This window comes from Rhodoplanes sp. Z2-YC6860 (genome assembly GCF_001579845.1).
Classification (GTDB): domain Bacteria; phylum Pseudomonadota; class Alphaproteobacteria; order Rhizobiales; family Xanthobacteraceae; genus Z2-YC6860.
This window is the reverse complement of sequence record NZ_CP007440.1, coordinates 7,816,419-7,829,193: the sequence shown is the minus strand read 5'-3', so window position 1 is coordinate 7,829,193 and position 12,775 is coordinate 7,816,419. Positions and strand designations below refer to the sequence as shown.

The window sequence follows — 12,775 nt, the reverse complement described above, 5'->3', positions numbered from 1 at the left end:
GCTTTGTGGTGGGACGTTGCCAGCGATACCGCTGCATGGCTTGCACCGCGATGCGGGCCTCTTTCGCAACCGGTCCGGGTTTGCTTAAGCTTCGCCGCAAACCTCAAGGGAGAGAACCGTGGCCAAGAACAAGGTCATCATCACCTGCGCCGTCACCGGCTCGATCCACACGCCGTCGATGTCGCCGCATCTGCCGATCACCGCCCAGCAGATCGCCGACGCCGCGATTGGCGCCGCCGAAGCCGGCGCCGCGGTGGTGCACCTGCACGCGCGCAATCCGCAGGACGGCCGCCCCGATCAAACGCCCGAGGCCTTTGCGCCGTTTTTGAAGGTGATCAAGCAGCGTTCCCCCGTGGTGGTGAACATCACCACCGGCGGCGCGCCGACCATGTCGGCCGAGGAGCGGGTCAAGCCGGCCGCGACCTTCAAGCCGGAGATTGCCTCGCTCAACATGGGCACGATGAACTTCGGGCTTTACCCGATGATCCCGCGCTACAAGGGCAAATTCAAACACGACTGGGAGGAGCCGTATCTCGAAGGCACCCGCAAGGGCATGTTCAAGAACACGCTCGCCGACATCGAGTACATCCTCACCACCTGCGCCGGCAACGACACCCGGTTTGAGATCGAGTGCTACGACATCGGCCATCTCTATACGTTGAAGCACTTCCTGGACCGCGGCGTGGTGAAGCCGCCGCTGTTCGTGCAGTCGGTGTTCGGCATCCTGGGCGGCATCGGCACGCATCCCGAGGACGTCATCATGATGAAGCGCACGGCCGACCGGCTCCTCGGCGACAACTATCACTGGTCGGTATTGGGTGCCGGAGCGTCCCAGATGCGGATCGCGGCCCAGGCGGCGGCGATGGGCGGCAATGTGCGGGTCGGCATGGAGGACTCGCTCTGGCTCGGCCCGGGCAAGCTCGCCGAAAGCAATGCCCAGCAGGTCAAGAAGGTCCGCCAGATCCTCGAAGGCCTGGGGCTCGAGATCGCGACCCCTGAAGACGCGCGGGAAATTCTGTCGCTCAAAGGCGGCGACAAGGTGAATTTCTAGCGGCGGGCGACATCTCACCACGCGGTCATTCCGGGGTGCGCCACAGGCGCGTTCGCGCGCGTCTTTGACGCGCAATCCGCGCTTGCATGCGACGCGAATGTGCGGTTCATCGTAACCGATGCCGCATCACACCCCGTTGATCGCGACAATCGTCGTTGGACTGGTCCTGGCCTTCGCGCTGGGCGCCGTCGCACACCGGCTCAAGGCCTCGCCGCTGGTCGGCTATCTGCTCGCCGGCGTGCTGATGGGCCCCTTCACGCCGGGATTCACCGGCGACCAGGCCTTGGCCGACCAGCTCGCCGAAATCGGCGTGATTCTGCTGATGTTTGGCGTTGGCCTGCATTTCTCGCTCAACGACCTGCTCTCGGTCCGGGCACTGGCCATTCCCGGCGCGGTCGGCCAGATCGCGATCGCGACGCTGCTCGGAATCGCGCTCGCCTATACGCTCGGCTGGAGCTTCGGTGCGGGTCTGGTGTTCGGGCTGGCGCTGTCGGTCGCCAGCACCGTGGTGCTGCTGCGTGCCCTGCAGGAGCGCCGCCTGATCGAGACGGAGCGCGGCCGCATCGCGGTCGGCTGGCTGATCGTCGAAGACATCGCGATGGTGCTCACCTTGGTGCTGCTGCCGCCGCTGGCCGGCATCCTCAAGGGCCAGGCCGGCGCCGACTTCGTCACCCTGGGCCTGCCGCTGTTGCTGACGCTGGGCAAGGTGATTGCCTTTGTCGTGATCATGCTGGTGATCGGCCGTCGAGCCATCCCGTGGCTCCTGCATTACGTCGCGCACACCGGCTCGCGCGAATTGTTCCGTCTCGCGGTGCTCGCCATTGCGCTGGGCGTGGCCTACGGCGCGGCCACGCTGTTCGATGTGTCGTTTGCACTCGGCGCCTTCTTCGCCGGCATGATCCTGAGCGAGTCCGAGCTGAGCCATCGGGCGGCGAGCGAATCGCTGCCGCTGCGCGACGCCTTCGCGGTTCTGTTCTTCATCTCGGTCGGGATGCTGTTCGATCCGAGCATCGTGGTGAAGGATTGGGCATATGTGCTCGCCGTGCTCGCCATCATCATCATCGGCAAATCGGCGGCGGCTTATGTCATCGTCCGTGTTTTCGGCCACTCACACGCAACGGCGCTGACGATCTCGGCGAGTCTCGCGCAGATCGGCGAGTTCTCGTTCATCCTGGCCGGCCTCGGCGTCTCGCTCGCCCTGATGCCGGACCGCGGCCGCGACCTGATACTGGCCGGCGCGATCCTGTCGATTCTCATCAATCCGTTCCTGTTCGTTCTGCTGGATCGTTTCTTGGCGAAGCCCAGCGCCGCGAAATCCGACGCGGCAAAGCCCGCATTGGCGCCCGCGGCCGGAGCCGACGGGCCGCGAGAGCCCGTACCGGTGACGGCGCTGACCGGCCATATCGTATTGGTCGGCCATGGCCGGGTCGGCGGTTTCATCAGCGAAACGATGCAGCCGTCCGGCGTGCCGATGCTTGTGATCGACAGCGATCCGAGCCACATCGAACAGGCGCGCCAGCAGGGCCTCGAGGCCATCGAAGGCAACGCGGCCGATCCCGAGATCGTGGCCGCGGCCAATCTGTCGGCGGCGCGCTGCCTCCTGGTCGCGATCCCGGACGCCTTCGAGGGCGGGCAGGTGGTCGACCAGGGTCGCAAGCTCAACCCCGGTCTCGTCATCGTGGCGCGAGCGCATTCCAAAGCCGAGATCGAGCACCTGAAGAAGCACGGCGCGACCGCCGTGGTGATGAGCGAGCACGAGACCGCCAAGGCGATGATCGCCGGCATTCCATCGATGACGTGACGCCGCGCCGCGCGGGTTTCGAAGGCGCGTCACGGATTTTTCATTGCGTTCCGCGGCTGCGTCCTTTCAATAGACGTGTGTAGGGCGCGGCGATGGCCTCGATCGATTCAGTCAGCATCACAATTCTGTTCGGCGCGGTCCTGGTGCTGGCCGGCATCATGTCGAGCCTGGTGGCGCTGCGATTCGGCGCCCCTTTGCTGCTGGTCTTCCTGGTGGTCGGCCTGCTCGCCGGCGAATCCGGCATCGGCGGCGTCAAGTTCGATGACGTGCGAACCGCCTACACGGTCGGCTGCGTGGCGCTGGGCCTGATCCTGTTCGACGGCGGTTTGCGCACCAAATTCGCGACCTTCCGCAACGTGCTGGGACCCGCGGGCCTGCTCGCCACCGTGGGCGTGCTGATCTCCGCGACGCTGACCGCGCCGATGGCGCTCTGGATGCTCGGCACCACCTGGACCGAATCGCTCCTGGTCGGCGCCGTGATGGCCTCGACCGATGCCGCGGCCGTGTTCTTCCTGCTCCACGCCAAGGGGCTGAGGCTCCGGCCTCGCGTCAGCGCCACGCTGGAGGTCGAATCCGGCATCAACGACCCGTTCGCGATCTTCCTCACCATCGTGCTGGTCGAGATCCTGTTCTCCGGCCACAAGCCCTGGAACGAGATCGCCTCGCTCCTGATCGAGAAAGCCGTGCTCGGCGGCCTGATCGGCTGGCTCGGCGGGCACGCCATGGTGCTGGTGCTCAATAAACTGGAATTGCCTCAGGGCATGCACGCGCCGTTCGTGGCGGCCGGCGCGCTCGTAACCTTCGGCCTGGCTGAGGCGATGCACGGCTCGGGCTTTCTTGCGGTCTATATCGCGGGCCTCGTCGTCGGCAATCGCGAGACGCGCGCCCACAGCACCATCGTGACCTTCCTCGATGCCGCGACCTGGCTCGCCCAGATCGCCATGTTCGTGCTGCTCGGTCTCCTGGCCTGGCCCGAGCGGCTGCCGCAGCGGCTCCTTCCGGCGTTGATGGTGGCGCTGATGCTGATGCTCATCGCGCGGCCCGCCGCCGTGATGCTCTGCCTCGCGCCGTTCCGTTTCAGCATGCGCGAGAAGCTGTTCATCTCCTGGGTCGGGCTGCGCGGTGCGGTTTCGGTTTTCCTCGCGGCCGTGCCGATGCTGGTCGGGCTTCCCGGCGCGCATTTCTATTTCGATGTGGCCTTCGTGGTGGTGATGCTCTCGCTCGCCATCCAGGGCTGGACCATCGCCGATGCGGCGCGGTTTCTCCGCATCGGCATGCCGCGCACCGACGTCGACGCCCGCCGGACCGAGCTCGACCTGCCTGGCACGCTGAAACAGGAACTGGTCGGCTATGCGGTGGTGGCCGACAGCCCGTATCTGCGGCGCGGCGTCAAACCGTCATGGGCCAAGCTGACGCTCGTGGTGCGCGACGATCGCGTCCACACGCCGGAGGAGGCCGCGGAAATCCGCGCGGGCGATCACGTCTATTTCCTTGCGCCGCCCGACCGTGTCCAGGCGCTGGATCGTTTCTTCGCCGAGCGGCCGCCGCAGGCCGCGGCCGACGCCAATCTGGTCGAGGACTTCTTCGTGCCGGGCGAAATCACGCTTGGCGCGCTCGGGGAAATCTATGGTCTGCCGATTCCGCCGGAGGACGCGCAGACGCCGCTTGCCGACTATTTTGCGCTGTATTTCATCAAGCACGCGCCGCGGCCGAATGACGTCATCCCGCTCGGCCCGGTGAAGCTCGTGGCGCACACGGTGACCAACGAGCGCGTCATGACGGTCGGTCTTCAGCTTGCCGAGCCGGAACGGCCGCCGCGGAGCTTCCTCGAGAAGGTTTTTGTCAGAGGACGGCGTGGTGCGCGCCGCGCATGGGCCTGGCTGCGGCGCCGAGGACGGTGAGCGAGGCGAACAGCGCCACGCTCCAGAAGAGATCGCCCGCGGCCGTGTACTTCAGGTACGGCAGGCCCGCGATATAGCACTGCACGAGGCCTGCGCTGTCGAGGCTGTACATGCCGCTGAAGGCCCAGACCGCGAAGTTGGTGATGACGAAGAAAATGAGCGCCGAGCCGAGCGCGCCGCCGATCGCGGTCAGCCACAGGCCGTAGCGCCGGCCGATCATGCCGATCAGTGCCGGCACGGCGAGCGCCGCATAGACCGTGGCCATCACCTGCCAATGGTAGAAGCCGAGCGCCAGATCGCCGATCAGCATGGCGGCGAGCGGCACTATCACGGCGAGCGAGCGCCGGCCCATCACGGCGCCAGCGAACAGGGCGGCCGCCGCGACCGGCGAGAAGTTCTGCACGTGCGGCAGGAGTCGCGCCGCGACACAGAGCGCGATCAGGGCGAACGCCAGCAGCAGATCGGCGCGAAGCGAACGGGTGCTGGGATCGGTTCGGTCGGTCATCGGGCCAAATTCCATGGCCCGGTTGCATGGGCCAAGTTCCATCGAAGCGATAGTTTAGCACGGTGGCCCGATTTAGGCGACTTGAGCCCGTTGCCGCGCGGCCCACTCGCCAACGACCTTTTCCAGCGCATCGAAGCCGTCGGTCAGCGCCGCGGGTCCAGGCTGGAGGATGAGCGTCGATTTGACCTCGCGGAGGAAGCCGTCGCGGACCGCAGGCAGGGCGTCAAAACCCGGCCGGGCTGCAAATCTGGCGGAATTGAACTTCTTGCCGCACCAGGAGCCGATCACGATATCGGGCTTGGCCGCGATCACCTGCTCGGCGGTGACGATCCGCTCCTTGGCGCTCTTTTTCGAAGCCAGGCCCGGGAACACATCGATACCGCCCGCCGTCGCGACCAGCTCCGACACCCAGCCGATGCCGGAGATCATCGGCTCGTCCCATTCCTCGAAATAGACCCGCGGTTTTTGCGGCAGCCGCGCGGCGCGTTCGCGTGCCGCAGCGACGCGCTGCTCCAGCGATTGCGCCAGCGCCTCGGCCTTGTCGCTCGCGCCGACCAGCGCACCGAGCGTGCGGATCATCGCGAGAATGCCCGCGACGTCGCGCTGGTTGAAGGCATGCACCGCGACACCGTCGCGAATGAGTTCCGCCGCGATGTCGGCCTGCAGGTCCGAGAAGGTCAGCACCAGGTCTGGATCGAGCGCCATGATCTTCGGCACGTCGGCCGAGATGAAGGCCGAGACACGGGGTTTCTCCCGCCGCACCTGCGGCGGCCGCACCGCGTAGCCCGAGACCCCGGCAATGCGACGCTCCTCGCCGAGCAAGTAAAGCGTCTCGACGGTTTCCTCGGTGAGGCAGACGATGCGTTGGGGCGGAAACATCGCCGCAGCTTAGCATGTGCTAGTGCGGCAGCTCGATCTCTTCCGAAGGCTTCAGCAGCACGTCGAGATCGACGGGCTCGGCATGGCCGTCCTCGATCCGTATCACCTGGGAGCACAGCTTCTGGATCTCCACCATCTGGTGGCTGACATAGATCATCGGCACGCGCGCTTCGTCGCGCAGCCGCGCCAGATACGGCAGGATTTCGAGCTTGCGGGCGCGGTCGAGCGAGGCGAGCGGCTCGTCGAGCAGCAGCAACCGCGGCTTCATGATCAGTGCGCGTCCGAGAGCCACGCGTTGACGCTCGCCGCCGGACAATTTGCCTGGCCGGCGGTTTAACAATGCGCCGATATTGACCAGCGCGATCACCCGCTCGCGCTCGGCCTCGTCACGCGGCAAGCCGCTCGCCCAGCGGCCGTAGTCGAGATTCTGCGCTACGCTCATATGCGGGAACAGCCGGCCCTCCTGGAACACATAGCCGATGCGGCGGCGATGGGCCGGCACGTTGATCCGTGCGCCTGAATCGAACAGCACGGTGTCGTCGAGCGCGACGCGGCCGCGGTCGGGTCTCAGCAGTCCCGCGATCATGTTGATGATCGAAGTCTTGCCGGCGCCGGACGGCCCGAACAGCGCGGTGGCGCCGCCGGTGGTGGTGAACTTCGCGGCGATCTGCACCTCGCCCAGCCGCTTGTCGACGTCGACCGACAGCATGGTCAGTCTCCGTGGTAGCGCATGCCGGCGCGCCGCGCGAACCATTCGGAGGCGATCAGCGCAATCAGCGCGATCACCACCGCGATGATCACCAGCCGGAATGCCGCGGCGTCGCCGCCGGGGATTTGCGTGAAGGTGTAGATCGCGGCCGAGATGGTCTGGGTCTCGCCGGGAATGTTGGAGACGAAGGTGATGGTGGCGCCGAACTCGCCGAGCGCCTTGGCGAAGCACAGCACCATGCCGGCGATGATGCCGGGCAAGGCGAGCGGCAGCGTGACGGTGGCAAAGGTCCAGAACGTGCTGGCGCCGAGCGTCGAGGCGGCATCTTCGAGTTTGCGGTCGATCGCCTCGAACGACAGCCGGATGGCGCGCACGAGGAGCGGGAAGCCCATCACACCGCAGGCCAGCGCCGCACCGGTCCAGCGGAACGAGAACACGATGCCGATGTCGGCGAGGAGGCCGCCGACGAGTCCGCGGCGGCCGAATGTGATCAGCAGCAGGTAACCGGTGACGACCGGCGGCAGCACCAGCGGCAGATGCACGATGCCGTCGAGCAACGCCTTGCCCCAGAATTCCTTGCGGGCCAGCAGCCAGGCGATGGCGAGCCCGAACGGCAGCGCGATGAGCGTCGCCACGAGTGCGATGCGCAGCGACAGCTCGACGGCGATCCACTCTTCGGGTGTGAGGCTAGGCATCAGCGGCGCGTGTCCCGGGCGCAGTGCGGCGCGAAGTGCCGCGCTGCAGACCCGGGACCCCGGTTGGCTTGCCGCACGACGGATCGAAACCGGGGTCCCGGATCAGCGTCGCAACGCTTCGCTGCGCTCGCGCTGCAACGCATCCGGGACACGAGCCTGCCCGTCGTCGCTAACCTCACGGCCCGGCCTTCACCAGATATGTGAAGCCGTGACGCTCGAAGAGCACGAGGGCGGTGCCAGAGAGAAGGAACATGAAGAATTTCGCCGAATCCGGCTTGGCCTTCACGACCTGCGCCGCCGGATAAACGATCGGCGGATGCGAGCTCTCGGGAAACCGCCCGACGATCTTCACCTCGGGCTCGATCTTGGCGTCGGTCTCGTAGACGATGCCGAGCGAGGCTCCGCCATGAGCGACCAGCATCAGCGCGGCGCGCACATTCTCGGCCGGCGCAAGCTTCGGCTCGGCTGCGCTCCATGCACCGAGCTTTTCCAGCGCGGCTTTTGCGTATTTTCCGGCCGGCACCGCTCGTACATCGCCGACCGCGATCCGGCCATCGCCGGCAAGCTTGGCGATATCGAAGCCCGGACCGATTTTCACGTCCGCGAGCTTCGTGTCTTTCGGCGCAATCAGCACCAGCCTGTTGCCCAGGAGATTGAACCGCGATTTCGGCGCGATCAGCTTCTTTTGTGCCGCGTAATCCATCCAGTCCTGATCGGCCGAGATGAAGATATCGGCCGGCGCGCCCTCCTCGATCTGCTTGGCCAGCGCCGACGAGGCCGCATAGCTGGCCACGACCTTGCGGCCGGTGTTGCGGCCATAGGCTGCAATAATGTCGTCGAGCGCATTCTTCACCGACGCCGCCGCAAACACGGTGGCGCTGACGGGGGCGTCCTGCAAACGAGCGTCCTGCCCGCGCGCCGGAAGTGCGCCGAGCAGGACCGCGAGACAGATCAGAACGATGCGTTGGGTCATCCAACATTGTGGACCGGCGGGAGGCCCGCCGTCCATCGCTGGTCAGGAGTCGTCAGGTCGCCGGCTTGGCCGCCAGCACCGTGAAGCCGTACTTCTCGAAGATCGCCTTCGCGGCGTTGGAGCGCATGAAGGCGAGGTACTTCGCGGCTTCCGGCTTGGCGGTCGCGGTGAGCGCCACCGGATAGATGATAGCCGGATGCGAGTCCTCCGGGAAGTGCGCGATGATCTTCACGTTCGGCTCGACCTTGGCGTCGGTCTCATAGACGATGCCGAGCACGGCCTCGCCGCGGCCGACGAGCGTCAGCGCCGCGCGCACATTGTCAGCCATCGCGAACTTGGGCTCCGCGGCCTGCCACGATCCAAGCTTCTCCAGCGCCGCCTTGGCGTACTTGCCGACCGGAACCGCGCGCACATCGCCGGTGGCGATACGGCCGTCGCCGGCGAGCTTGGCGAGGTCGAAGCCCTGGCCGATGGTGACGTTGCTGAGCTTGGAGTCCTTCGGCGCGATCAGCACCAGCCGGTTGCCCAGCAAGTTGATGCGGGTGTCGTCCTTGATCAGCTTCTTCTGCTGGACGTAGTCCATCCATTCGAGGTCGGCCGAGGCGAACAGATCGGCCGGGGCGCCGGCCTCCATCTGCTTCGCCAGCGCCGAGGACGCCGCGTAGCTCGACACCACCTTGATTTTGCTTTCCTTGGTGAAGGCCGCGTTGATGTCGTCGACCGCGTTCTTCATCGAAGCCGCGGCGAACGCAGTCAGCGTCACCTCCTGTGCGCGAGCAGGCAGCGCCGTGAGGGTGACGACGAGGGCGAGAGTGGACAGCGAAAAGGCGCGTCTAAGCATAGCGGTTCTCCGCGGCACGGGGCCGTGTTTTGAAGGATTCGACTGTGCCGGAACCGCCGTTCCGATCGACATCGGCGCGCGCCCAGCGCCCCGCGGTCTTGGCAGGGTTTTTATCAACACGACGGCCGTCAGGTAAAGCCGCAATGCCGCAGGGCAGACGCGGCCTTATGTCGTGTCCTTTGCAGAATGCAGGGTTTACGACACCCGTCCGCGGACGGCCCAGGCGGTTGCGGTCAGCGAGCGCAACCCATCGGGTGCACCTGAGAGAAATGCCAGGCGGACCGCGTCCTCGATCCGGGCTCGGATGGCGGGATCGAGCCCGATGACGTAAGTGCCAACCGGACCCTGGCCGCCAAGCAGCGGCCCCCAATAGTCGTCGAAGTTGGCGTAGTCCATGCGGATGGTCAGCGAGCCGCGCTGCACATCCCTCAGGCCGCTCTGCTCGAACAGTTTCAGCAGGCCGTCGGGCAGCGCCAGCGCGCCGGAGAACAACTTGTCCCGGGTGCGGCCCGCGCCGGGATCGATACCCGCGGCGGTGTCCCAGAACATGCGCTGAAAGATCAGCCCGCCGCGGAAGTCCCAGACCGAGGCTGCGACGATGCCACCTGGCCGTGTGACGCGCATCAACTCCTGCAGCGTGTGGCGCGGGTCGGCGACGAAGTTCAGCACCAGTTGGGCAGCGACCGCAGCGAATGTGCGGCTCCGGTGCGGCAGAGCCGCTACGTCGGACACCTTGTAGTCGATTGCGTCCGACTGCTCGCGCGCAAACGCCACGTAAGCCGGCGCGAGATCGACACCGCTCACTGTGCGATCCGGCCAGCGCTTCTTCATCGCCCGCGAGAGACTGCCGGTGCCGCAACCCGCGTCGAGCAACGCGCCGTCGGGCGGCGCGATGAATCGAGAAACGGCTCCGACAGCCGTTGCGTCCAGCGGCCGAGGAAAATGTCGTAGGCGGCGCCGTCAGTCGCAACATAGGCTGAGGCGGTCGGGGCAGGATTGGACAAGGCAAGTCTCCGTCGCTGCCAACCTATCAATGCAGGGGACTGCAGGCCAAGTCGACGCGCTGCGACGTCAAATCCGATCGATCCATCGAAGCTCTCGATTGGTCGATCCCGGGATTCGCGGTAACTGTCTTTCGATGCGTTCCGACGTCTCCGCCCTGCAACTGGTCTTGACTGGCGATCCCACACTGCTCGCCATCGTGCGGCTGTCGCTCGCGGTCAGCATCGGCGCGGTCGTGCTCGCGGCATTGATCGGCATTCCGTTGGGCGCGTTGATCGCACTGACGCGCTTTCGCGGCCGCGAGGCGGTCATCGTGCTGCTCAATGCGTTGATGGGCCTGCCGCCGGTGGTGGTCGGGCTCGCGGTGTATCTGCTGTTGTCGCGCTCCGGTCCGCTCGGCGCCTGGGGACTTCTCTTCACGCCCACCGCGATGGTGGTGGCGCAGACCATCCTGGTGACGCCGATCATCGCCGCCCTCGCGCGACAGACCATCGAGGACCTCTGGACTGAATACCGCGACGAACTGAACGCCATGAACGTCGGTCCGTTGGCCCGCGTGCTGACCCTGATCTGGGAAGGTCGCTTCAGCCTCGTGGTCGCGTTGCTCGCGGGCTTCGGCCGCGCCGCGGCCGAAGTCGGCGCCATCATCATCGTCGGTGGCAACATCGAAGGCTTCACCCGGACAATGACGACGGCGATCGCGCTCGAGACCTCGAAGGGCGATCTGCCGCTCGCGATTGGGCTCGGCCTGGTGCTCATCGCGATCGTCGTTCTGATCAATGCCTGTGCCTGGCTGCTGCGCCGCGCCGGCGAACGGCTGGCGGGATAGCAATGCGCGCGATGCCGGCCGATCTGCCCATTCGATTGGACGATGTCACGGTGTGCGCCGGGCAAGGAACCGGCCAAGTGACAATGCTCGACCGCATCTCGCTGGTGATTGCGCCCGGCGCCCCGACCGTGCTGATCGGCCCGAACGGCTCGGGCAAGACCACATTATTGCGTGTTGTCATGGGCCTTCTGCCGCCGTCGTCGGGCCGTATCACCTGGGATGGCGCTATCGAGGCCTCGCCCGCGCGCCGCGCCATCGTGTTCCAGCGCCCGGCGATGCTCCGGCGCAGTGTCGCGAGCAACATCCGCTATGCCTTGCAGGCCGCACATATCGACAGCGGCCGGCACGAAGCGCGGCTTGCCGAGCTGCTGTCGCTTGTCGGACTGGACGCGCTGGCGTCGCGCCCGGCACGCCGCTTGTCCGGTGGCGAGCAGCAGCGGCTGGCGCTGGCCCGCGCGCTGGCGCGCGATCCGTCGGTGCTGTTGCTCGATGAGCCGACCGCAAGCCTCGATCCCGCTGTCACCAAGGCAATCGAGGACATCATCCGCGCCGTTGCAGCCCGCGGCGTGAAAGTCGTGATGGCGACGCACGATCTCGGCGAGGCGCGCAGGCTCGCCGGCGACGTGGTGTTCCTGCATCGCGGCCGTGCGGTCGAGGCGGGACCGGCCGAAACGTTTTTCCGTTCGCCGCAGACCGGCGAGGCGAGGGCATTCCTCGCGGGCGATCTGCTGTTGTGAGTGTAAGGAGAATGCCGATGCTGTCTCGCCGTCTGATGCTGGTGCTGGGTGCGCTGCTGGTCGTGTCGCCCGCGACGGCGCAGGAGCAATCCATCGTCGTTGCTTCCACGACGTCGACGCAGGACTCCGGCTTGTTTGGGTACCTGCTGCCGATCTTCAAACAGAAAACCGGCATCGACGTGAAAGTCGTGGCGCAGGGCACCGGCCAGGCGCTCGACACCGCGCGTCGTGGTGACGCCGACGTGGTGTTCGTGCACGCCAAGTCCGCCGAGGAGAAGTTTCTCGCCGAGGGTTTCGGCGTGAAGCGCTTCCCGGTGATGTACAATGATTTCGTCCTGATCGGACCTGCGAACGATCCGGCCGGCATCAAAAGCGGCAAAGACATCGTCACGGCGTTGAAAGCGATCAGGGACAAGGCGGCGCCGTTCATATCGCGCGGCGATCGGAGCGGTACGCATATCGCCGAGCTCGCACTCTGGAAGACGGCGGGCATCGACATCGAGCACGACAAGGGGCCCTGGTACAAGGCGATCGGCCAGGGCATGGGCGCGGCGCTCAACACCGCATCGGCCTCGAACGCCTATGTGCTGTCGGACCGCGGCACCTGGCTCGCCTTCAAGAATCGCGGCGATCTCGTCATCGCGGTCGAGGGCGACAAGCGGATGTTCAATCAATACGGCGTCATGCTGGTCAATCCGGACAAGCATCCGACGGTCAAGAAGGAGCTCGGCCAGCGGTTCGTCGACTGGCTTGTCTCGCCCGAAGGCCAGCGCGCCATCGCCGGCTACAAGATCAACGGCGAGCAGCTTTTCTACCCCAACGCCGCCGAGCCGGGGGTGTAGGGAGACCGCA

General features: G+C 66.2%; 13 protein-coding genes. 6 read left to right on the top strand and 7 right to left on the bottom strand.

Annotated elements, in window-relative coordinates:
- Positions 1–118 precede the first annotated feature (118 nt).
- The 3 genes from kce to RHPLAN_RS36395 all read left to right on the top strand — a co-directional run bounded on the left by kce (position 119) and on the right by RHPLAN_RS36395 (position 4,753).
- Positions 119–1,051 carry a 3,5-dioxohexanoate:acetyl-CoA acetone transferase gene (gene kce, locus RHPLAN_RS36405; RefSeq protein ID WP_068029420.1) on the top strand — a complete coding sequence of 311 codons (933 nt, stop codon included), beginning with the start codon at positions 119–121 and terminating at the stop codon, positions 1,049–1,051.
- Positions 1,052–1,169: 118 nt separating this feature from the next.
- Complete coding sequence (gene ybaL / locus RHPLAN_RS36400; RefSeq protein WP_068029418.1) at positions 1,170–2,852, top strand: YbaL family putative K(+) efflux transporter; 1,683 nt, start codon at positions 1,170–1,172, stop codon at positions 2,850–2,852.
- Positions 2,853–2,944: 92 nt separating this feature from the next.
- Positions 2,945–4,753: a potassium/proton antiporter gene (locus RHPLAN_RS36395; RefSeq protein WP_068029414.1), complete on the top strand. Its 1,809-nt coding sequence runs from the start codon at positions 2,945–2,947 to the stop codon at positions 4,751–4,753.
- On the opposite strand, the gene RHPLAN_RS36390 is transcribed toward RHPLAN_RS36395, so the two are convergent.
- The 7 genes from RHPLAN_RS36390 to RHPLAN_RS36360 all read right to left on the bottom strand — a co-directional run bounded on the left by RHPLAN_RS36390 (position 4,695) and on the right by RHPLAN_RS36360 (position 10,249).
- Positions 4,695–5,258: a DUF6580 family putative transport protein gene (locus RHPLAN_RS36390; protein WP_157100715.1), complete on the bottom strand. Its 564-nt coding sequence runs from the start codon at positions 5,256–5,258 to the stop codon at positions 4,695–4,697. The genes RHPLAN_RS36395 and RHPLAN_RS36390 overlap by 59 nt on opposite strands.
- Positions 5,259–5,330: 72 nt before the next feature.
- Positions 5,331–6,137 (bottom strand): cobalamin-binding protein, encoded by an 807-nt coding sequence (locus tag RHPLAN_RS36385; RefSeq protein ID WP_068029407.1) that lies wholly within the window; start codon positions 6,135–6,137, stop codon positions 5,331–5,333.
- A 19-nt stretch (positions 6,138–6,156) separates the two neighbouring features.
- Entirely contained in the window at positions 6,157–6,846 is a 690-nt protein-coding gene (modC, locus tag RHPLAN_RS36380; protein ID WP_084246278.1) for a molybdenum ABC transporter ATP-binding protein, read from the bottom strand.
- Positions 6,847–6,848: 2 nt separating this feature from the next.
- A complete protein-coding gene (gene modB, locus RHPLAN_RS36375) occupies positions 6,849–7,541 on the bottom strand; it encodes a molybdate ABC transporter permease subunit (protein ID WP_068029405.1) in 693 nt (230 codons plus the stop codon).
- A gap of 175 nt (positions 7,542–7,716) precedes the next feature.
- The gene (gene modA / locus RHPLAN_RS36370) at positions 7,717–8,514 is read right to left on the bottom strand and encodes a molybdate ABC transporter substrate-binding protein (RefSeq protein ID WP_068029402.1); all 798 of its coding nucleotides are present in this window, start codon (positions 8,512–8,514) and stop codon (positions 7,717–7,719) included.
- Positions 8,515–8,566: 52 nt separating this feature from the next.
- Positions 8,567–9,355, bottom strand: coding sequence for a molybdate ABC transporter substrate-binding protein (modA, locus tag RHPLAN_RS36365; RefSeq protein ID WP_068029399.1), 789 nt, complete (start codon positions 9,353–9,355; stop codon positions 8,567–8,569).
- 195 nt (positions 9,356–9,550) lie between these two features.
- Positions 9,551–10,249: a class I SAM-dependent methyltransferase gene (locus RHPLAN_RS36360; protein ID WP_257730512.1), complete on the bottom strand. Its 699-nt coding sequence runs from the start codon at positions 10,247–10,249 to the stop codon at positions 9,551–9,553.
- A gap of 244 nt (positions 10,250–10,493) precedes the next feature.
- On the opposite strand from RHPLAN_RS36360, the gene RHPLAN_RS36355 reads away from it, so the two are divergent.
- Genes RHPLAN_RS36355 through RHPLAN_RS36345 form a run of 3 tightly spaced genes read left to right on the top strand, consistent with a single transcriptional unit; the run spans position 10,494 to position 12,765 of the window.
- Entirely contained in the window at positions 10,494–11,186 is a 693-nt protein-coding gene (locus tag RHPLAN_RS36355; protein ID WP_068029394.1) for an ABC transporter permease, read from the top strand.
- 2 nt (positions 11,187–11,188) lie between these two features.
- Positions 11,189–11,923, top strand: a complete 735-nt coding sequence (locus RHPLAN_RS36350; protein ID WP_068029391.1) for an ATP-binding cassette domain-containing protein — start codon at positions 11,189–11,191, stop codon at positions 11,921–11,923.
- 17 nt (positions 11,924–11,940) lie between these two features.
- On the top strand, positions 11,941–12,765 hold the full coding sequence (locus RHPLAN_RS36345; protein WP_157100714.1) for an ABC transporter substrate-binding protein: 825 nt from the start codon (positions 11,941–11,943) through the stop codon (positions 12,763–12,765).
- Positions 12,766–12,775 lie beyond the last annotated feature (10 nt).